The 19,387-nt window shown below is 68.6% G+C and carries 22 protein-coding genes; all 22 read right to left on the bottom strand.

Annotated features, from left to right (window positions below):
• Position 1 precedes the first annotated feature (1 nt).
• On the bottom strand, positions 2 to 571 hold the full coding sequence (gene rplE / locus A8711_RS21800; protein ID WP_018784556.1) for a 50S ribosomal protein L5: 570 nt from the start codon (positions 569 to 571) through the stop codon (positions 2 to 4).
• The gene (rplX, locus tag A8711_RS21795; RefSeq protein WP_013288626.1) at positions 571 to 891 is read right to left on the bottom strand and encodes a 50S ribosomal protein L24; all 321 of its coding nucleotides are present in this window, start codon (positions 889 to 891) and stop codon (positions 571 to 573) included. Before rplX ends, rplE begins: the two co-directional genes overlap by 1 nt.
• Positions 888 to 1,256, bottom strand: coding sequence for a 50S ribosomal protein L14 (gene rplN, locus A8711_RS21790; protein WP_007073026.1), 369 nt, complete (start codon positions 1,254 to 1,256; stop codon positions 888 to 890). The genes rplX and rplN overlap by 4 nt, the downstream gene beginning before the upstream one ends.
• 98 nt (positions 1,257 to 1,354) lie before the next feature.
• On the bottom strand, positions 1,355 to 1,630 hold the full coding sequence (gene rpsQ, locus A8711_RS21785) for a 30S ribosomal protein S17 (protein WP_030501606.1): 276 nt from the start codon (positions 1,628 to 1,630) through the stop codon (positions 1,355 to 1,357).
• Positions 1,627 to 1,863, bottom strand: coding sequence for a 50S ribosomal protein L29 (gene rpmC / locus A8711_RS21780; RefSeq protein WP_013288628.1), 237 nt, complete (start codon positions 1,861 to 1,863; stop codon positions 1,627 to 1,629). Before rpmC ends, rpsQ begins: the two co-directional genes overlap by 4 nt.
• The gene (gene rplP, locus A8711_RS21775; protein WP_007465292.1) at positions 1,863 to 2,288 is read right to left on the bottom strand and encodes a 50S ribosomal protein L16; all 426 of its coding nucleotides are present in this window, start codon (positions 2,286 to 2,288) and stop codon (positions 1,863 to 1,865) included. The genes rpmC and rplP overlap by 1 nt, the downstream gene beginning before the upstream one ends.
• Before the next feature lie 3 nt (positions 2,289 to 2,291).
• On the bottom strand, positions 2,292 to 3,179 hold the full coding sequence (gene rpsC, locus A8711_RS21770) for a 30S ribosomal protein S3 (RefSeq protein WP_013473694.1): 888 nt from the start codon (positions 3,177 to 3,179) through the stop codon (positions 2,292 to 2,294).
• Positions 3,179 to 3,628: a 50S ribosomal protein L22 gene (gene rplV, locus A8711_RS21765; RefSeq protein WP_018784552.1), complete on the bottom strand. Its 450-nt coding sequence runs from the start codon at positions 3,626 to 3,628 to the stop codon at positions 3,179 to 3,181. Before rplV ends, rpsC begins: the two co-directional genes overlap by 1 nt.
• Before the next feature lie 40 nt (positions 3,629 to 3,668).
• The gene (gene rpsS / locus A8711_RS21760) at positions 3,669 to 3,950 is read right to left on the bottom strand and encodes a 30S ribosomal protein S19 (RefSeq protein ID WP_007073032.1); all 282 of its coding nucleotides are present in this window, start codon (positions 3,948 to 3,950) and stop codon (positions 3,669 to 3,671) included.
• 12 nt (positions 3,951 to 3,962) lie between these two features.
• Entirely contained in the window at positions 3,963 to 4,802 is an 840-nt protein-coding gene (rplB, locus tag A8711_RS21755; RefSeq protein ID WP_013288631.1) for a 50S ribosomal protein L2, read from the bottom strand.
• 12 nt (positions 4,803 to 4,814) lie between these two features.
• Positions 4,815 to 5,117: a 50S ribosomal protein L23 gene (gene rplW, locus A8711_RS21750; protein ID WP_013288632.1), complete on the bottom strand. Its 303-nt coding sequence runs from the start codon at positions 5,115 to 5,117 to the stop codon at positions 4,815 to 4,817.
• Entirely contained in the window at positions 5,114 to 5,779 is a 666-nt protein-coding gene (rplD, locus tag A8711_RS21745; protein ID WP_013288633.1) for a 50S ribosomal protein L4, read from the bottom strand. Before rplD ends, rplW begins: the two co-directional genes overlap by 4 nt.
• The gene (gene rplC / locus A8711_RS21740; protein WP_069089202.1) at positions 5,776 to 6,441 is read right to left on the bottom strand and encodes a 50S ribosomal protein L3; all 666 of its coding nucleotides are present in this window, start codon (positions 6,439 to 6,441) and stop codon (positions 5,776 to 5,778) included. Before rplC ends, rplD begins: the two co-directional genes overlap by 4 nt.
• An 11-nt stretch (positions 6,442 to 6,452) precedes the next feature.
• A complete protein-coding gene (gene rpsJ, locus A8711_RS21735) occupies positions 6,453 to 6,761 on the bottom strand; it encodes a 30S ribosomal protein S10 (RefSeq protein WP_007073037.1) in 309 nt (102 codons plus the stop codon).
• A 355-nt stretch (positions 6,762 to 7,116) separates the two neighbouring features.
• Positions 7,117 to 8,310 carry an elongation factor Tu gene (gene tuf, locus A8711_RS21730; RefSeq protein WP_013288635.1) on the bottom strand — a complete coding sequence of 398 codons (1,194 nt, stop codon included), beginning with the start codon at positions 8,308 to 8,310 and terminating at the stop codon, positions 7,117 to 7,119.
• Positions 8,311 to 8,533: 223 nt separating this feature from the next.
• Positions 8,534 to 10,630, bottom strand: a complete 2,097-nt coding sequence (fusA, locus tag A8711_RS21725; protein ID WP_030501610.1) for an elongation factor G — start codon at positions 10,628 to 10,630, stop codon at positions 8,534 to 8,536.
• A gap of 75 nt (positions 10,631 to 10,705) precedes the next feature.
• Entirely contained in the window at positions 10,706 to 11,176 is a 471-nt protein-coding gene (gene rpsG, locus A8711_RS21720) for a 30S ribosomal protein S7 (RefSeq protein ID WP_013288637.1), read from the bottom strand.
• Between the two features lies 1 nt (position 11,177).
• Positions 11,178 to 11,552 carry a 30S ribosomal protein S12 gene (gene rpsL / locus A8711_RS21715; RefSeq protein ID WP_007465318.1) on the bottom strand — a complete coding sequence of 125 codons (375 nt, stop codon included), beginning with the start codon at positions 11,550 to 11,552 and terminating at the stop codon, positions 11,178 to 11,180.
• Positions 11,553 to 12,054: 502 nt separating this feature from the next.
• Positions 12,055 to 12,426, bottom strand: a complete 372-nt coding sequence (locus A8711_RS32495) for a hypothetical protein (protein WP_176722859.1) — start codon at positions 12,424 to 12,426, stop codon at positions 12,055 to 12,057.
• A 331-nt stretch (positions 12,427 to 12,757) separates the two neighbouring features.
• The gene (locus A8711_RS21705; RefSeq protein WP_030501612.1) at positions 12,758 to 13,126 is read right to left on the bottom strand and encodes a hypothetical protein; all 369 of its coding nucleotides are present in this window, start codon (positions 13,124 to 13,126) and stop codon (positions 12,758 to 12,760) included.
• A gap of 102 nt (positions 13,127 to 13,228) precedes the next feature.
• Positions 13,229 to 17,116, bottom strand: coding sequence for a DNA-directed RNA polymerase subunit beta' (locus A8711_RS21700; RefSeq protein ID WP_069089201.1), 3,888 nt, complete (start codon positions 17,114 to 17,116; stop codon positions 13,229 to 13,231).
• A 120-nt stretch (positions 17,117 to 17,236) separates the two neighbouring features.
• The coding region (locus tag A8711_RS21695) for a DNA-directed RNA polymerase subunit beta (RefSeq protein ID WP_083297069.1) at positions 17,237 to 19,387 on the bottom strand (2,151 nt) is incomplete at its 5' end.

Raw genomic sequence — 19,387 nt, 5'->3', positions numbered from 1 at the left:
CTCAGTTCTCCTTGAACGGGAAGCCCAGGAGCTTGAGCAGCGCCCGGCCCTCGTCGTCGGTCGTGGCGGTCGTGACCACCGTGATGTCCATGCCCCGCTGGCGATCGATCTTGTCCTGATCGATCTCGTGGAACACCGACTGCTCGGTCAGGCCGAACGTGTAGTTGCCGTGCCCGTCGAGCTTGCGCCCGTCCAGGCCGCGGAAGTCGCGGATACGCGGCAGCGCGATCGAGAGCAGCCGGTCCAGGAACTCCCACATCCGGTCGCCGCGGAGGGTGACCTTCGCGCCGATCGGCATGCCCTCGCGGAGCTTGAACTGCGCGATGGACTTGGTGGCCCGCCGGACCTGCGGCTTCTGGCCGGTGATGGTGGCCAGGTCGCGAACGGCCCCGTCGATCAGCTTGGCGTCGCGAGCAGCCTCGCCGACACCCATGTTGACGACGATCTTGACCAGCCGCGGCACCTGCATCGGGTTGGCGAACTCGAACTGCTTCTGCAGCTCGGCCACCACCTCGTTGCGGTACCGCTCCTTGAGGCGCGGCAGGGTCTTGGTTTCGGTAGCCGTGGTCATCAGAGGTCCTTACCGGTGCTACGCGCGATGCGGACCTTCTGGCCGTTGTCGTCGATCCGGTAGCCGACGCGGGTCGGCTTGCCGTCGGAGTCCAGGACCATCACGTTCGAGACGTGGATCGGGGCCTCCTGGGTGACGATGCCACCGGTCTTGGCGCCACGCTGGGTGGTGCTGATACGGGTGTGCTTCTTGACCCGGTTCACGCCCTCGACCAGGACCTTGTCCTGCCGCGGGTAGGCCGCGATGACCTTGCCCTTGGCACCCTTGTCCTTGCCGGCGATGACGACGACCGTGTCGCCCTTCTTGACCTTCACGGTCACAACACCTCCGGCGCGAGAGAGATGATCTTCATGAACCGCTTGTCCCGCAGCTCCCGGCCGACCGGGCCGAAGATACGGGTACCGCGCGGGTCCCCACCGTCCTTGATGATGACGGCGGCGTTCTCGTCGAAGCGGATGTACGACCCGTCCGGCCGCCGCTTCTCCTTGGCGGTCCGAACGACGACAGCCTTGACGACGTCGCCCTTCTTCACACCGGCACCGGGGATCGCGTCCTTGACGGTCGCCACGATGACGTCGCCGATGCTCGCGTAGCGCCGACCGGAGCCGCCGAGCACCCGGATGCACAGGATCTCCCGGGCACCCGTGTTGTCGGCGACGCGCAGTCGCGACTCCTGCTGAATCACGTCTATCTCCTATGTCTGCCGGTTCTCCGGCCGCTCGGGGCGGCCGGAGCCTGGCGGAACCTGCGCCCGACCGAGACCCGGCCGAGCTCGAGCCTTCGCTACTTGGCCTTCTCGAGGATCTCCACGAGCCGCCAGCGCTTGGTGGCGGACAGCGGCCGGGTCTCCATGATCAGGACCCGGTCGCCGATGCCGGCCGAGTTCTGCTCGTCGTGCACCTTCAGCTTGCTCGTACGGCGCATGATCTTGCCGTACAGCGCGTGCTTGACGCGGTCCTCGACCTCGACCACGACGGTCTTGTCCATCTTGTCGCTGACCACGAGGCCCTCGCGAACCTTGCGGCGGGCCCGCGCGGGGGCGGTGGTGTTCTCACTCATGATGCAGTCACCTCAGTCGGCGCGGCCGAGAGACCCAGCTCACGCTCACGCATGATCGTGTAGATCCGGGCGATCTCCCGACGGATGACCTGCAGCCGCCGGTTGTTGTCCAGCTGCCCGGTTGCGGCCTGCACGCGGAGGTTGAACAGCTCCGCCTTAGCCTCGCGCAACTTCGTGACCAGCTCCTCCTCGGAGAGCTCACGCAGCTCGGAGGGCTTGACGCCCGCTGCCATCAGGATTCACCCACTTCGCGCGTAACAATGCGGCACTTCATCGGGAGCTTGTGGATCGCGCGACGCATCGCCTCTCGCGCGATCTGCTCGTTGGGGAAGGACATCTCGAAGAGGACCCGCCCCGGCTTCACGTTGGCGACCCACCACTCGGGCGAACCCTTACCGGAACCCATCCGGGTCTCGGCCGGCTTCTTGGTGAGGGCCTGGTCCGGGAAGATCGTGATCCAGACCTTGCCGCCACGCTTGATGTGACGGGTCATCGCGATACGCGCCGACTCGATCTGGCGGTTGGTCACGTACGCCGGCTCGAGAGCCTGGATCCCGAACTCGCCGAACACCACCCGGTTACCACCCTTGGACGCGCCGCTGCGGTCCGGGTGGTGCGGCTTGCGGAAGCCCTTCGGGGGCTTGCGCGGCATCAGCATCTGTCAGCCCTCCTGCTGCGTTTCTGCCGGCTGGTTACCGACCGGAGCCGAGGCGGCTGCGGCGACAGCGCTGCTGTCGACCGGCTCACCGGCCGGCGTCTCCGCCTGCTGCGCGATGGTGGTCGCGGCAGCCCGGCCGGCCTCGGTGCCACCGGCGGTCGTACCGGACGAGCCCGAGCGGCCACGGCGCGGCCGGTCCGGCCGGTCGCCACGGTCGCGGCGCGGGCCGCGCGACGGGGCGGCCTCGGCCGGGGCCTCGCGGCCCGGGACGGCGTCGCCCTTGTAGATCCAGACCTTCACGCCGATCCGGCCGAAGGTGGTACGGGCCTCGAAGAAGCCGTACTCGATGTTGGCCCGCAGCGTGTGCAGCGGAACCCGGCCCTCGCGGTAGAACTCGGTCCGGCTCATCTCGGCGCCGCCGAGACGGCCCGAGACCTGAACCCGGATGCCCTTGCAGGCGGGGTTCTTCATCGCGGACTGCATCGCCTTGCGCATGGCCCGACGGAAGCTGACCCGGCTGGACAGCTGCTCGGCAACGCCCTGGGCGACCAGCTGCGCGTCCGACTCGGGGTTCTTGACCTCGATGATGTTCAGCTGGACCTGCTTGCCGGTGAGCTTCTCCAGCTCGCCGCGGATCCGGTCGGCCTCCGCACCCTTACGGCCGATGACGATGCCCGGCCGGGCGGTGTGGATGTCGACGCGGACCCGGTCCCGGGTGCGCTCGATGTCGACCTTGGAGATGCCGGCGCGCTCGAGGCCCTTGGACATCATGCGGCGGATCTTGACGTCCTCGCCGATGTAGTCCTTGTAGAGCTTGTCCGCGAACCAGCGGGACTTCCAGTCGGTCGAGATGCCGAGCCGGAACCCGGTCGGGTGAACCTTCTGACCCATTACTCGGCACCCTCCGTCGTGCTCTGCTCCTCGGCGGCCGGCTTGGCCGGAGCGGCCTTCTTCGCCGACTTCTTCGGCGCGGCCGGCGCGACCGCCTCGACCGCCACGGTGATGTGGCAGGTGCGCTTGCGGATCCGGTACGCCCGGCCCTGCGCACGCGGCCGGAACCGCTTCATGGTCGGGCCCTCGTCGACGAACGCCTCACTGACGAGCAGCGCGTCGGGGTCCAGCCGCTCGTTGTTCTCCGCGTTGGCGATCGCGCTCGCGAGCACCTTGTACACCTGCTCGCTCGCAGCCTGCGGCGCGAACTGCAGCACCGTGAGCGCCTCCTTCGCGGGCAGGCCGCGGACGAGGTTGACCACCCGGCGCGCCTTCATCGGCGAGATGCGCACGTGCCGCGCAACCGCCCGCGCGCCCGGAAGCACCGGAGCGTCGCCCTTTCCTGGCATCGCTGTAACCCCTTGTTCCTCTATCCGTATGCCCGCGGCGTCAGCGCCGGCGGCTCTTCCGGTCGTCCTTCTCGTGACCCTTGAACGTGCGGGTCAGCGCGAACTCGCCGAGCTTGTGCCCGACCATGGCCTCGGTCACGAAGACCGGGACGTGCTTGCGTCCGTCGTGCACGGCGATCGTGTGACCCAGCATCTCCGGGATGATCGTCGAGCGGCGCGACCAGGTCTTGATCACGTTCTTCGAGCCCTTGTCGTTCTGCGTCTCCACCTTCTTGAGCAGGTGGTCGTCGACGAACGGGCCCTTCTTCAGGCTGCGAGGCATGTCTTATCTCCCTCAGCCGCGCTTACGCGTGGCGTAGCGGCGGCGGACGATCAGCCGGTCGCTCGGCTGGCCCTTACGACGGGTGCGGCCCTCGGGCTTACCCTGCGGGTTGACCGGGTGGCGACCACCGGAGGTCTTACCCTCACCACCACCGTGCGGGTGGTCGACCGGGTTCATCGCGACACCACGGACGGTCGGGCGCTTGCCCTTCCACCGCATACGGCCGGCCTTACCCCAGTTGATGTTCGACTGGTCGGCGTTGCCGATCTCGCCGATGCTGGCGCGGCAGCGCACGTCCACACGCCGGATCTCACCGGACGGCATACGCAGGGTCGCGTACGCGCCCTCACGGCCGAGCAGCTGGATGCCGACGCCGGCCGAGCGGGCCAGCTTGGCGCCGCCACCCGGACGCAGCTCCACGTTGTGGATGGTGGTACCGACCGGGATGTTGCGCAGCGGCAGGTTGTTGCCCGGCTTGATGTCGGCGCCCGGACCGGACTCGACGCGGTCGCCCTGCTTCAGGTCCTTCGGCGCGATGATGTAGCGCTTCTCGCCGTCGGCGTAGTGCAGCAGCGCGATGCGCGCGGTGCGGTTCGGGTCGTACTCGATGTGGGCGACCTTCGCCGGCACGCCGTCCTTGTCGACCCGCTTGAAGTCGATCAGACGGTACTGGCGCTTGTGACCGCCGCCGTGGTGCCGCGTGGTGATCCGGCCGTGGGCGTTGCGTCCGCCCTTCTTCGGCAGCGGAGCCAGCAGCGACTTCTCGGGCGTCGACCGGGTGATCTCGGCGAAGTCGGCAACGCTCGAGCCACGCCGGCCCGGCGTCGTCGGCTTGTACTTACGGATAGCCATTGTCTACACCCCTCAGCTGACCGGGCCGCCGAAGGCCTCGATACGGTCACCGTCAGCCAGCTTCACCATCGCGCGCTTGGTGTCCTTGCGCTTGCCGAACCCGGTACGGGTCCGCTTGCGCTTGCCCTCGCGGTTGAGCGTGTTGACCGTCAGGACGCGGACGTTGAAGATCTGCTGGATAGCGATCTTGATCTCGGTCTTGTTGGCGTCCGGGTGCACCAGGAAGGTGTACCAGTTGCGGTTCAGCTCGCTGTAGCTCTTCTCCGAGACGACCGGCGCGACGATGACGTCACGCGGATCGGCGATCGTGCTCACTTGCCATCCTCCTCGGTGGTCTCGGCGGGAACGCCCAGGAACTCGTCCAGGGCCTCCTTGGTGAAGACCACGTCGTCGGCCACCAGCACGTCGTAGGTGTTGAGCTGGCCGGCCTCGATCAGGTGCACCCGGCTGTCCCGCGCGTTGCGCAGGTTCCGCAGCGACACCCAGTTCAGCTCGTCGGTGCTGCTCAGCACGACCAGGACCCGACGGGCCTGGGTCAGCTTGGTCAGCGTGGCCAGGGCCGCCTTGGTGGACGGCTTCTCGCCCGAGACGAACGCCTCGACGACGTGCACCTGGCCGGCGCGGGCCCGGTCGGAGAGGGCGCCACGCAGGGCGGCGGCCTTCATCTTCTTCGGGGTGCGCTGGCTGTAGTCGCGCGGCACCGGGCCGTGGACCACGCCACCGCCGGCGAACTGCGGCGCGCGGGTCGAGCCCTGGCGGGCACGACCGGTGCCCTTCTGCTTGTACGGCTTCTTGCCTCCACCGGAGACCTCGCCGCGGGTCTTCGTCTTGTGCGTGCCCTGGCGGGCCGCCGCGAGCTGGGCCACCACGACCTGGTGCATCAGGGCGATGTTGGCCTGCGCGTCGAAGATGTCGGCCGGCAGCTCCACGGAGCCGCTCTTGGCGCCTTCGACGTTGATCACGTCAACGGTGGTCACTTGGCCGCACCGCCCTTCTTCACCTTCGCCTTGGCCGCGGTGCGGACCAGGACCAGCGCGCCCTTCGGGCCAGGGATGGCGCCGCGGACGAGCAGGAGGTTGTTCTCGGTGTCGACCGCCTGGACGGTCAGGTTCTGGACGGTGTAGCGCACGCCACCCATCCGGCCCGCCATCCGGGTGCCCTTGAAGACGCGACCCGGGGTCGCGCAGGCGCCGATCGAGCCGGGCGAGCGGTGCTTGCGCTCGACACCGTGGCTGGCGCGCAGACCGTGGAAGCCGTGCCGCTTCATCGGGCCGGCGTAGCCCTTGCCCTTGGTCTTGCCGGTCACGTCGATCACGGCGCCGGCCGGGAACTCCTCGACCGTGACCTCCTGGCCGGGCGCGTAGTCCGCGGCGTCGGRGGTGCGCAGCTCGACGATGTGCCGGCGCGGCGCGACGTCCGCCTTGGCGTAGTGCCCGGCGATCGGCTTCTTGACCTTGCGCGGGTCGATGACCCCGTACGCCAGCTGGACCGCGGAGTAGCCGTCCTTGTCGGCGCTACGAACCTGGCTCACGACGCACGGGCCGGCCTGAACCACGGTCACGGGCACAACCTTGTTGTTGTCCCAGACCTGGGTCATGCCGAGCTTGGCGCCCAGGATCCCCTTGACTTGCCTGTCCATTTGTCCGGTCCCTACAGCTTGATCTCGATGTCGACGCCAGCCGGCAGGTCGAGGCGCATGAGCGAGTCGACCGTCTTCGGGGTCGGGTCGATGATGTCGATCAGACGCTTGTGCGTACGCATCTCGAAGTGCTCGCGCGAGTCCTTGTACTTGTGCGGCGAGCGGATGACGCAGAAACGGTTGATCTCCGTGGGCAGCGGCACCGGGCCAGCGACCTGCGCCCCGGTACGCGTCACCGTCTCGACGATCTTCCGAGCCGAGGAGTCGACGACCTCGTGGTCATAGGCCTTGAGCCGGATGCGGATCTTCTGTCCCGCCATGGTGGCTTCTGTTCCTTCTCTCGATGCCGCTGTGTTGCGGGCGCCTGTACCGGCTGGCACAGGCCCACTTCCGCCGACCCCCGCGGTCGGGCGTGTCGCGCCCGTGGGCCAGGCTCCGCCCCGGGACTCCGGAGCGATTCTCTGACCACGCGGTGGGTCATGGCGCCGATCGCGGGGGCCGCGACCTGGACGCCGCGCGAGGGTGGTTGACCGCCGATGGCGATCAACCACCCTACGCGAGACAGTCTGACTCCCGGAGGTCCAGCGTCAACCGGACGCAGGCGACCGACTGTCGTTACGCAACCTGACTAGTATGCCGCACGACCGGCGGCGACGCTAATCGGGGTTACCCAGCTCACTTGATGATCTTGGTGACGCGACCCGCGCCGACCGTACGACCACCCTCGCGGATCGCGAACTTCAGGTTCTCCTCCATGGCGATGGGCTGGATCAGCTTCACCGTCATCGAGGTGTTGTCGCCCGGCATGACCATCTCGGTGCCCTCGGGCAGCGTGACGACGCCGGTGACGTCCGTGGTCCGGAAGTAGAACTGCGGGCGGTAGTTCTGGAAGAACGGGGTGTGCCGGCCGCCCTCCTCCTTGGAGAGGATGTAGACCGTCGCCTCGAACTCCGTGTGCGGGGTCGTGGTGCCCGGCTTGATGACGACCATGCCGCGCTCGACGTCCTCGCGCTTGATGCCGCGCAGCAGCAGACCGACGTTCTCACCCGCGCGGGCCTCGTCGAGCAGCTTGCGGAACATCTCGATGCCGGTGCAGGTGGTCTTCATCGACTTCTCACGGATGCCGACGATCTCCACCTCCTCGTTCGGCTTGAGGATGCCGCGCTCGGCGCGACCGGTCACCACGGTGCCGCGACCGGTGATCGTGAAGACGTCCTCGATGGGCATGAGGAACGGCTTCTCGGTCTCGCGCTCCGGCTGCGGGATCGCGGTGTCCACGGCGTTCATCAGGTCCAGGAGCTTCCCGGTCCACTCCGGGTCACCCTCCAGGGCCTTCAGCGCCGAGACCCGGACGACCGGCAGGTCGTCACCCGGGTACTCCTGCGAGGAGAGCAGCTCACGGACCTCGAGCTCGACGAGCTCCAGGAGCTCCTCGTCGTCGACCATGTCGCTCTTGTTGAGCGCCACGACGATGTACGGCACACCGACCTGACGGGCCAGCAGCACGTGCTCGCGGGTCTGCGGCATCGGGCCGTCGGTCGCCGCCACCACCAGGATCGCGCCGTCCATCTGCGCGGCACCGGTGATCATGTTCTTGATGTAGTCGGCGTGACCGGGGCAGTCGACGTGCGCGTAGTGACGCGCCTCGGTCTGGTACTCGACGTGCGCGATGGAGATCGTGATGCCGCGGGCCTTCTCCTCCGGCGCCTTGTCGATCTCGTCGAACGGCGTGTACGGGTTCAGGTCCGGGTACTGGTCGTGCAGGACCTTGGTGATGGCCGCCGTCAGCGTCGTCTTACCGTGGTCGATGTGACCAATGGTGCCGATGTTGACGTGCGGCTTAGTCCGCTCGAACTTCGCCTTCGCCACTGGTGTCCTCCTGTGGACTTTCTTGGTTCGTTCGCCCCGGCGCGCCGTTCGGCGCTTAGGACTCTGTCGACAGCCTTTCCGGCCGGAAGGCCGGAGAGCTTTTGTGGGTTCTGCGGCGATGAAGCCTACAGGCCCGGTCTCACGCAATCCGATCGAGGTGGCCGCGGGCGGGAGAACCCTCCCGCGACCGCCCTCGTGTCATCGGATCAGCCGAGGGTGAGTGTCACTCACCCGTCGCCTTGGCGATGATCTCCTTGGCCACCGAGTTCGGAACCTCGGCGTAGGAGTCGAACTGCATGCTGTAGCTAGCCCGGCCCTGGGTCTTCGACCGCAGGTCGCCGACGTAGCCGAACATCTCCGACAGCGGCACCAGGGCCCGGACGACGCGAGCGCCGCTGCGCTCCTCCATCGCCTGGATGATGCCACGCCGGGAGTTGAGGTCGCCGATGACGTCACCCATGTTCTCCTCAGGAGTGGTGACTTCAACGGCCATCATCGGCTCGAGGAGAGCGGGGTCGGCCTTGCGGGCCGCCTCCTTCATCGCCATCGAGCCGGCGATCTTGAACGCCATTTCCGACGAGTCGACCTCGTGGTACTGGCCGTCCACCAGGGTGAGCTTGACGCCCACCAGGGGGAAGCCGGCGAGGATGCCGTACTGCATGGCGTCCTGCGCGCCCGCGTCCACCGAGGGGATGAACTCCCGGGGGATGCGGCCACCGGTCACGGCGTTGGCGAACTCGTAGGTCGGGGCCTCGTTGCCGAGCGGCAGCGGCTCCACGCTGATGATCACGCGGGCGTACTGGCCGGAGCCACCGGTCTGCTTCTTGTGGGTGTACTCGACCTTCTCCACCGCGCGGCGGATGGTCTCGCGGTACGCCACCTGCGGCTTACCGATGTTCGCCTCGACGTTGAACTCGCGGCGCATCCGGTCGACCAGGATGTCCAGGTGCAGCTCGCCCATGCCGGAGATGACCGTCTGACCGGTCTGGTCGTCCAGCTTGACGCGGAAGGTCGGGTCCTCCTCGGCCAGCCGCTGGATGGCGGTGCTGAGCTTCTCCTGGTCGGCCTTGGTCTTCGGCTCGATGGCCACCTCGATGACCGGCTCCGGGAAGGTCATCGACTCCAGGATGACCGGGTTCGCCGGGTCGCACAGGGTGTCACCGGTGGTGGTCTGCTTCAGACCCTGCACCGCGATGATGTCGCCGGCCTGGGCGGAGCTGCGCTCCTCCCGCTTGTTGGCGTGCATCTGGTAGATCTTGCCGATCCGCTCCTTGCGGTCCTTGGTGGAGTTGATCACCTGAGAACCGGACTCGAGCGTGCCGGAGTAGATCCGGACGTACGTCAGCTTGCCGAGGTGCTTGTCGGTCTGGATCTTGAAGGCCAGGCCGGAGAACGGCTCGGAGACCGAGGGCTTCCGCTGCAGCGGGGTCTCGCCGTCGGTGGCCGTACCCTCGATCGCCGGGATGTCCAGCGGCGAGGGCAGGTACGCGACGACCGCGTCCAGCATCGGCTGGATGCCCTTGTTCTTGAAGGCGGTACCGGTGAGGACCGGGTTGGCCTTGCCGGCGATGGTGGCCCGGCGGATGGCGGCCTTGATCTCGTCGGCCGAGATCTCCTCGCCCTCGAGGTACTTCTCCATCACCGAGTCGTCGACGTCGGCGAGGGTCTCCATCAGCTTCTCGCGCCACTCCGCGGCGGAGTCGGCGAGGTCGGCCGGGATCTCCTCGACCGCGTAGTCCTCACCCTTCTGGGTCTCGCCGCGCCAGGTGAGCGCACGCATCTCGACCAGGTCGACCACGCCGATGAAGTCGGACTCGGCGCCGATCGGGATCTGGAGCACCAGCGGGGTGGCGTTGAGCCGGTCGATCATCATCTGCACGCAGCGGAAGAAGTCGGCGCCGGTCCGGTCGAGCTTGTTGACGAAGCACATCCGGGGGACGTTGTACTTGTCCGCCTGCCGCCAGACGTTCTCCGTCTGGGGCTCCACGCCGGCCACGCCGTCGTAGACCGCGACCGCACCGTCCAGAACCCGCAGCGACCGCTCGACCTCGACCGTGAAGTCGACGTGGCCGGGCGTGTCGATGATCTGGATCGTGTGGCCCTTCCACTCGCACTTGGTGGCGGCGGAAGTGATGGTGATACCGCGCTCCTGCTCCTGCTCCATCCAGTCCATGACGGCGGCGCCCTCGTGGACCTCACCGATCTTGTACGTGATGCCGGTGTAGAACAGGATTCGCTCGGTGGTAGTGGTCTTACCGGCATCGATGTGGGCCATGATGCCGATGTTGCGTACGTTGGCGAGCGCGTCTGCGGCGGCCACTTCAATCCCTACTTATCGTCGTCTCGACACAACTGGTGGCGGTTCCGGCGCCTGCCGGCGCCGGAACCTCAGGTGTTACCAGCGGTAGTGCGCGAAGGCCTTGTTGGACTCGGCCATCTTGTGCGTGTCCTCACGCCGCTTGACGGCGGCGCCGAGGCCGTTGCTCGCGTCCAGCAGCTCGTTCATCAGCCGCTCGACCATGGTCTTCTCGCGCCGGGCCCGGGAGTAGGTCACCAGCCAGCGCAGACCGAGCGTGGTCGCGCGGGACGGCCGGACCTCGACCGGAACCTGGTAGGTGGCGCCACCGACACGGCGGCTGCGCACCTCGAGGGTCGGCTTGACGTTGTCCATCGCGCGCTTGAGCGTGACGACGGGGTCGGTGCCGGACTTCTCGCGGCAGCCCTCCAGGGCGGCGTACACGATGCGCTCGGCGAGCTGACGCTTGCCGCGCAGCAGGATCTTGTTCACCAGCTGGGTGACCAGGGGCGAGTTGTACACCGGGTCAGCGACCAGCGGCTTCCGCGGAGCGGGTCCCTTACGCGGCATGTCAGCTCTTCTCCTTCTTCGCGCCGTAGCGGCTGCGAGCCTGCTTGCGGTTGCGGACACCCTGGGTGTCCAGCGAGCCGCGCACGATCTTGTACCGCACGCCGGGGAGGTCCTTCACACGACCGCCGCGCACGAGCACGATCGAGTGCTCCTGAAGGTTGTGGCCGACGCCCGGGATGTAGGCGGTCACCTCGATCTGGCTGCTGAGCTTGACACGAGCGACCTTGCGCAGCGCCGAGTTCGGCTTCTTCGGGGTGGTGGTGTACACGCGGGTGCACACGCCGCGCCGCTGGGGAGACCCCTTGAGCGCCGGGGTCTTGGTCTTGGTCGTCTTGGCCTGACGGCCCTTTCGGACCAACTGCTGAATGGTGGGCACCGGGTTTCTCCGCTCCCTTCGGCCGCTGCGAGGCGACCGCGCCGTCTGCTCCAGCCGTCCGGATGGGCGGCTCTCCTACATTCCAACCGGGGCCGCCTGACGGCGTCCCAGCACCCGCGGTCGGGCGTGTCGCCCAAGTCACGGTCCCGGTGCCGGCCGCTGGCGCGTCGTACCGGGTTGTTTGGTCTTGATGGTGCGACCGCGCGATTCACCGGCTGACCGGTTCCAGCGCACGCACGCATTGCCCGGGCGAGCCCGGGCACAAGGGGAAAGAGTACCTACCACAGCCGCGCCGGTCAAAACGGATGGGTCGGGAGGACCGCTGCCGCGGTCCGCCGGGCCGGTCTCCGGATCGCCGACGCGCCCATGATGGGCACCTACAGTGACAAGTGTACCGGCTCGTCCGCCGCGCGGCCCGGCGGCCCCGACACAGCCCACCCCCCGGGCACCCGGACATACCGGTCGCGGCAGGTCACCGGCCGCGCCGGCCCCACCCGGGGCCTCAGGTGATCTGCACCACGAGGGCCAGCCCGAGCCCGACCAGGCTGAACAGCAGCCCCACCCCGCCGCAGGAGAGCCCGGCCACGGCCAGGCCGGCGCCGGTGAACCGCACCGCCGGCGGCGGCGCCGGCCGCCGGATCTGCCGCCGGGCCAGCAGCCCGGCGACCACCGCGCCGACCCCGATCAGCGCGCCGAGCACGGTGAACGCGCCGGCCGCCCAGGCGCCACCGTAGTCCGGCCCGGCGATACCGAAGCAGAAGACCAGAAGAGAAACCAGAATCGCGGCGATCCCCGCGATCAACGAGCCGATGGCGAGCCCCGAGGTGACCGGCGGCACGTCCAGGTGGACCACCCCGAACGGCGTACCCGGCACCGCGTCGACCCGCTTCGGCGGCCGCGGCGCCTCGGCCGGCGGCGGCGGGAACGCCGGCCCCCAGCCCCCGTGGCCGGGCGCGCTTCCCGGCGCCGGCCACCCGCCGCCGTGACCCGGCGCGCTTCCCGGGTACGCCCCGTGCGGGTGATGCGCCGGCGCGGACGCGGAACCCGGCGGATACGGCCCCGGGCGGTTCGGGTCGCCTCCCGGCGCGGCCGGTTCCGTCACGGTTCCTCCTGTCCACACCCGCCCGCCACCCGGCGGACACCGGCCAGGCTACCGTCGCCGGTCACGGCCGGGTGGGCGGGCGCGGGTCCGCTCCCCCGCCCGGTCAGTCGAAGTTCGGCGCGAAGTCGTGGCCGAACGAGCCGTCGGCGTACCGGACCACGCCGATCACCACCGCCGCCACCACCGCCGCCGCGGTCAGCACCAGCCCGGTCCGCGCCATCTGCTCGCCGCGCCGCAGCCAGTCGCCGCCGGTGAGATAACCACCAGATGTGTACGCCTCGCGGCGCGCCTGCCGGGCCAGCGTGAGCGCGATCGTGGCCGGCACCGCGCCGCCGATGAACAGACCGGTGAGCGCGCCGATCAGGCCGAGCGCGAAGACCGCCCGCGCCTTGGTGGAGCGGACCGGCTCCGGGTCGTGCGGATGGCGGTGCGCCTGCGGCACGACGGGCGCCGGCCCGGGCACTGTCGTCATGCCCTCCATCATGCCCCGGATCCGGTTCCCCGGTCCCGGCAAGCCGGCCCGGACGCGACGAGGCCCCCGGCTGCTGCCGGGGGCCTCGTCGTTTCCTACTGCTTAGCGGTACGACCCGAAGTCGAAGTCGTCCAGCGGAACCGCCTGGCCGCTGGCCGGCCCGAAGCCGTAGTCGGTCTCCGGGTAGCCGGTCATCGAGTAGACCTTGGCCTTCGCCTCCTCGGTCGGCTCGACCCGGACGTTGCGGTACTTGCTGATGCCCGTACCGGCCGGGATGAGCTTACCGATGATCACGTTCTCCTTGAGGCCGATCAGCGAGTCGCTGCGGGCGTGGATCGCCGCGTCCGTCAGCACCCGGGTGGTCTCCTGGAAGGAGGCCGCCGACAGCCAGGAGTCGGTGGCCAGCGAGGCCTTGGTGATACCCATCAGCACCGGGCGACCGGCGGCGGGCTCGCCACCCTCGCCGACGAGCCGGCGGTTCTCCGACTCGAACAGCGCCCGGTCGACCAGCACACCCGGCAGGAACTCGGTCGAGCCGGAGTCGATGACCGTCACCCGCTTGAGCATCTGGCGGATGATGATCTCGATGTGCTTGTCGTGGATGAGCACACCCTGCGAGCGGTAGACCTCCTGGACCTCCTGGGTCAGGTGGACCTGGACCGCGCGCGGGCCGAGGATGCGCAGCAGCTCGTGCGGGTCGATGGTGCCCTCGGTGAGCTTCTCGCCGACCTCGACGTGGTCGCCGTCGTGCGCCCGGAGCCGGACCCGCTTCGAGATCTTGTCGTAGACGATCTCGTCGCTGCCGTCGTCCGGGATAACCACGATCTTGCGGGACCGCTCGCCGTCCTCGATCCGGATGCGACCGGGGGTGTCGGCGATGGGCGCCTTACCCTTCGGCACCCGGGCCTCGAAGATCTCCTGGACACGGGGCAGACCTTGGGTGATGTCCTCACCCGCGACACCACCGGTGTGGAAGGTACGCATCGTCAGCTGCGTACCCGGCTCACCGATCGACTGGGCGGCGATGATGCCGACCGCCTCGCCGACGTCCACGGTCTTGCCGGTCGGCAGCGAGCGGCCGTAGCACGCACCGCAGACGCCCAGCTTCGACTCGCAGGTGAGCACGCTGCGCACCCGCACCGTCTCGGTACCGGCGGCGACGATCGCGTCCACCAGGATCGAGTTGATGTCCTGGCCGCGGTGGGCCACCACGGTGCCGTCCGGCCCCTTGATGTCGTCGGCCAGCGTCCGGGCGTGCACGCTGGTCTCGGCGTGCTCGTGCACGACCAGCTTGCCGTCGATGCGCTCGCCGACCTGCATCGGGATGGCGCGGTCGGTGCCGCAGTCCTCCTCGCGGATGATGACGTCCTGCGAGACGTCCACCAGACGCCGGGTCAGGTAACCCGAGTCGGCGGTACGCAGGGCGGTGTCCGCGAGACCCTTACGGGCACCGTGCGTGGAGATGAAGTACTCCAGCACGGACAGACCCTCCCGGTAGCTGGCCTTGATCGGCCGCGGGATGATCTCACCCTTCGGGTTGGCCACCAGACCACGGATCGCCGCGATCTGCCGGAGCTGGAGCAGGTTACCGCGGGCGCCCGAGTTGATCATCTTCCACAGCGGGTTCTCCTGCGGCAGCGCGGTGTCCATCTCCTTGGCGACCTCGTTGGTCGCCTTGGTCCAGATCTCGATGAGCTCGCCGCGACGCTCCTCGGCGGTCATCAGACCACGCTGGTACTGCTTGTCGATCCGGTCGGCTTCCTTCTCGTACCGCTCCAGGATCTCCCGCTTGCGCGGCGGAGCGATGACGTCCTCCATGCCGATGGTGACGCCGGACCAGGTGGCCCAGTGGAAACCGGCCTCCTTGAGCCCGTCCAGGGTGGCCGCCAGGGCCACCTTCGGGAAGCGCTCGGCGAGGTCGTTGACGATCGCGGAGAGCTGGCCCTTGCGGATCTCGTAGTTCACGAAGCGGTAGCCCGGGGGCAGCGTCTCGTTGAACAGGACCCGGCCCAGCGTGGTCTCCACGGTCACCGGCTCGCCCTCGGTCCAGCCCTCGGGGGCGGTCCACGGCTCGGCGCCGGCGCCGTTGTCCACACCGACGACGTCGCGCAGCCGGATCCGGACCGGCGCCTGCAGGTGCAGCTCGCCGTTGTCGTACGCCATCCGCGCCTCGGCGTCCGAGCTGAACGCCCGGCCCTCGCCCTTGCCACCCGGAGTGAGGTGGGTGAGGTGGTAGAGACCGATGACCATGTCCTGGGTGGGCATGGTGACCGGCTTGCCGTCGGCCGGCTTGAGGATGTTGTTCGACGACAGCATCAGGATCCGCGCCTCGGCCTGGGCCTCGGCGGACAGCGGCACGTGGACCGCCATCTGGTCACCGTCGAAGTCGGCGTTGAACGCGGTGCAGACCAGCGGGTGGATCTGGATGGCCTTGCCCTCGACCAGCTGCGGCTCGAAGGCCTGGATGCCCAGACGGTGCAGGGTCGGCGCGCGGTTCAGCAGCACCGGGTGCTCGCCGATGACCTCTTCCAGCACGTCCCACACGACCGGCCGCTGCCGCTCGACCATCCGCTTGGCGGACTTGATGTTCTGCGCGTGGTTGAGGTCGACCAGCCGCTTCATCACGAACGGCTTGAACAGCTCCAGCGCCATCTGCTTGGGCAGGCCGCACTGGTGCAGCTTGAGCTTCGGGCCGACCACGATGACCGAACGGCCGGAGTAGTCGACGCGCTTGCCGAGCAGGTTCTGGCGGAACCGGCCCTGCTTGCCCTTGAGCATGTCGGACAGCGACTTCAGCGGCCGGTTACCGGGGCCGGTGACCGGACGACCACGACGGCCGTTGTCGAACAGCGCGTCGACGGCCTCCTGGAGCATCCGCTTCTCGTTGTTGACGATGATCTCGGGCGCGCCGAGGTCGATCAGCCGCTTGAGGCGGTTGTTCCGGTTGATCACACGCCGGTACAGGTCGTTCAGGTCGGAGGTCGCGAAACGGCCACCGTCGAGCTGCACCATCGGGCGCAGGTCCGGCGGGATGACCGGGACGCAGTCCAGCACCATGCCGAGCGGCGAGTTCCGGGTGTTCTGGAACGCCGCGACGACCTTGAGCCGCTTGAGCGCCCGGATCTTCCGCTGGCCCTTGCCGGAGCGGATGGTCTCGCGCAGGTTCTCCGCCTCGGCCTCCAGGTCCATGTTCTGGACCAGGGCCTTGATCGCCTCGGCGCCCATGCTGCCGGTGAAGTACTCACCGAAGCGGTCGCGCAGCTCGCGGTAGAGCAGCTCGTCGGTGACCAGCTGCTTCGGCTCCAGCTTGCGGAAGGTGTCGAGGACCTCGTCGAGGCGGTCGATCTCGCGCTGGGCCCGGTCGCGGATCTGGCGCATCTCGCGCTCTCCGCCCTCCTTGACCTTGCGCCGGACGTCCGCCTTCGCGCCCTCGGCCTCCAGCTCGGCCAGGTCGGCCTCCAGCTTGGCGGCCCGCTTCTCGATCTCCGAGTCGCGGCTGTTCTCCGCCTGCCGCTTCTCGGCCAKGATCTCGTTCTCGATGGTCGAGAGGTCGCGGTGACGCGCTTCGGCGTCCACGCTCGTCACGACGTACGAGGCGAAGTAGATGATCTTTTCGAGGTCCTTCGGGGCGAGGTCCAGCAGGTAGCCCAGCCGGCTCGGCACGCCCTTGAAGTACCAGATGTGGGTCACCGGAGCGGCCAGCTCGATGTGACCCATCCGCTCCCGGCGAACCTTGGAGCGGGTCACCTCGACGCCGCAGCGCTCGCAGATGATGCCCTTGAAGCGGACCCGCTTGTACTTACCGCAGTAGCACTCCCAGTCCCGCTGAGGACCGAAGATCTTCTCGCAGAAGAGCCCGTCCTTCTCCGGCTTGAGGGTGCGGTAGTTGATGGTCTCGGGCTTCTTGACCTCGCCGTGGGACCACTGACGGATGTCGTCAGCGGTGGCGAGGCCGATGCGCAGCTCGTCGAAGAAGTTGACGTCGAGCACTATGTCCCCTATGTCGTCGTCTTTACAGCTAGATCATGGGCGGGGTCGGGGGCCGGCCGGCCCGCGTCGGGATCAAGCCTGACCGCCCAGAGCGGGCCGGTCGGCCCCCGACCTCACCACTTACACCTCTTCGACCGAGCTCGGCTCGCGCCGGGACAGGTCGATGCCCAGCTCCTCCGCCGCCCGGAACACCTCGTCGTCGGTCTCGCGCATCTCCAGGGCCACACCGTCGCTGGAGAGCACCTCGACGTTGAGGCACAGCGACTGCAGCTCCTTGAGCAGCACCTTGAACGACTCCGGGATGCCCGGCTCGGGGATGTTCTCGCCCTTGACGATCGCCTCGTAGACCTTGACCCGGCCCAGGACGTCGTCGGACTTGATGGTCAGCAGCTCCTGCAGGGCGTAGGCGGCGCCGTACGCCTGCATGGCCCAGCACTCCATCTCACCGAAGCGCTGGCCACCGAACTGCGCCTTACCACCCAGCGGCTGCTGCGTGATCATCGAGTACGGACCGGTCGACCGGGCGTGGATCTTGTCGTCGACCAGGTGGTTGAGCTTCAGGATGTAGACGTAGCCGACCGCGATCGGGTCGGGCAGCGGCTCGCCGGAACGACCGTCGAACAGCTGCGCCTTGCCGCTGCCCCCGATGAGCTGGTTGCCGTCCCGGTTGGGCAGGGTCGACGCCAGCAGACCGGAGATCTCCTCCTCGCGGGCACCGTCGAAGACCGGCGTGGCCACGTTGGTGTCCGGCTCGGACTCGTGCGCGTTGATCGAGCGGAGCTGGCGCTTCCACTCCTCGTCGTCGCCGTCCACGCTCCAGCCGGTCTTGGCCACCCACCCGAGGTGGGTCTCCAGGACCTGGCCGATGTTCATCCGGGACGGCACACCGAGCGGGTTCAGCACGATGTCGACCGGGGTCCCGTCCTCCAGGAACGGCATGTCCTCGATCGGCAGGATCTTGGAGATGACGCCCTTGTTGCCGTGGCGGCCCGCGAGCTTGTCACCGTCCTGGATCTTGCGCTTCTGGGCCACGTAGACCCGGACCAGCTCGTTCACGCCCGGGGGCAGCTCGTCGCCGTCCTCGCGGGAGAAGGTACGCACACCGATGACCGTGCCGGTCTCGCCGTGCGGCACCTTCAGCGAGGTGTCCCGGACCTCGCGCGCCTTCTCGCCGAAGATCGCGCGGAGCAGCCGCTCCTCGGGGGTCAGCTCGGTCTCACCCTTCGGGGTGACCTTGCCGACCAGGATGTCGCCGGGGACGACCTCGGCGCCGATCCGGATGATGCCGCGCTCGTCGAGGTCGGCGAGCATCTCCTCGCTGACGTTCGGGATGTCGCGGGTGATCTCCTCCGGGCCGAGCTTGGTGTCCCGGGCGTCGACCTCGTGCTCCTCGATGTGGATCGAGGTGAGCACGTCCTGCTGCACGAGGCGCTGCGACAGGATGATCGCGTCCTCGTAGTTGTGGCCCTCCCAGCACATGAACGCCACCAGCAGGTTGCGTCCGAGCGCCATCTCGCCCTCGTCGGTGCACGGACCGTCGGCGATGACCTGACCGGCCTCGACGCGGTCGCCCTCGAAGACGACCGGCTTCTGGTTGACGCAGGAGCCGGCGTTGGAGCGGCGGAACTTGTGCAGCAGGTACGTCCGGCGGTGGCCGTCGTCCTGGTGGACCGTGATGTAGTCCGCGCAGAGGTCCTCGACCACACCGCCGACCTCGGCGACGACCACGTCACCGGCGTCGACCGCGGCACGGTACTCCATGCCCGTACCGACGAGCGGGGCCTCGGCCTTGACCAGCGGCACCGCCTGACGCTGCATGTTCGCGCCCATGAGCGCGCGGTTGGCGTCGTCGTGCTCCAGGAACGGGATCATCGCGGTGGCGACCGAGGTCATCTGCCGCGGCGACACGTCCATGTAGTCCACGGCGCCCGGCGCGACGTCCTCGGTCTCGCCGCCCTTACGGCGGACCAGGACGCGGTCCTCGGCGAAGGTGCCGTCCGACTTCAGCGGGGCGTTGGCCTGCGCCTTGACGAACCGGTCCTCCTCGTCCGCGGTCAGGTAGTCGATCTGGTCGGTGACCCGGCCGTCGATGACCTTCCGGTACGGCGTCTCGATGAAGCCGAACGGGTTGACCCGGGCGAACGTGGAGAGCGCGCCGATCAGGCCGATGTTCGGGCCTTCCGGCGTCTCGATCGGGCACATCCGGCCGTAGTGGGACGGGTGCACGTCCCGGACCTCGAAGCCGGCCCGCTCACGGGACAGACCACCAGG

This window comes from Micromonospora sp. II (assembly GCF_001709195.1).
GTDB lineage: Bacteria > Actinomycetota > Actinomycetes > Mycobacteriales > Micromonosporaceae > Micromonospora > Micromonospora chalcea.
This window is presented reverse-complemented; position numbering and strand designations above follow the sequence as displayed.

Excerpts from the sequence above, each read along its gene's own strand:
- rplE (WP_018784556.1), bottom strand. The coding sequence starts at position 571 with ATGACCACGGCTACCGAAACCAAGACCCTGCCGCGCCTCAAGGAGCGG.
- rpsQ (WP_030501606.1), bottom strand. The coding sequence starts at position 1,630 with ATGAGTGAGAACACCACCGCCCCCGCGCGGGCCCGCCGCAAGGTTCGC.
- rpmC (WP_013288628.1), bottom strand. The coding sequence starts at position 1,863 with ATGGCAGCGGGCGTCAAGCCCTCCGAGCTGCGTGAGCTCTCCGAGGAG.
- rplP (WP_007465292.1), bottom strand. The coding sequence starts at position 2,288 with ATGCTGATGCCGCGCAAGCCCCCGAAGGGCTTCCGCAAGCCGCACCAC.
- rpsC (WP_013473694.1), bottom strand. The coding sequence starts at position 3,179 with ATGGGTCAGAAGGTTCACCCGACCGGGTTCCGGCTCGGCATCTCGACC.
- rplV (WP_018784552.1), bottom strand. The coding sequence starts at position 3,628 with ATGCCAGGAAAGGGCGACGCTCCGGTGCTTCCGGGCGCGCGGGCGGTT.
- rpsS (WP_007073032.1), bottom strand. The coding sequence starts at position 3,950 with ATGCCTCGCAGCCTGAAGAAGGGCCCGTTCGTCGACGACCACCTGCTC.
- rplB (WP_013288631.1), bottom strand. The coding sequence starts at position 4,802 with ATGGCTATCCGTAAGTACAAGCCGACGACGCCGGGCCGGCGTGGCTCG.
- rpsJ (WP_007073037.1), bottom strand. The coding sequence starts at position 6,761 with ATGGCGGGACAGAAGATCCGCATCCGGCTCAAGGCCTATGACCACGAG.
- rpsG (WP_013288637.1), bottom strand. The coding sequence starts at position 11,176 with ATGCCGCGTAAGGGACCCGCTCCGCGGAAGCCGCTGGTCGCTGACCCG.
- A8711_RS21705 (WP_030501612.1), bottom strand. The coding sequence starts at position 13,126 with ATGACGACAGTGCCCGGGCCGGCGCCCGTCGTGCCGCAGGCGCACCGC.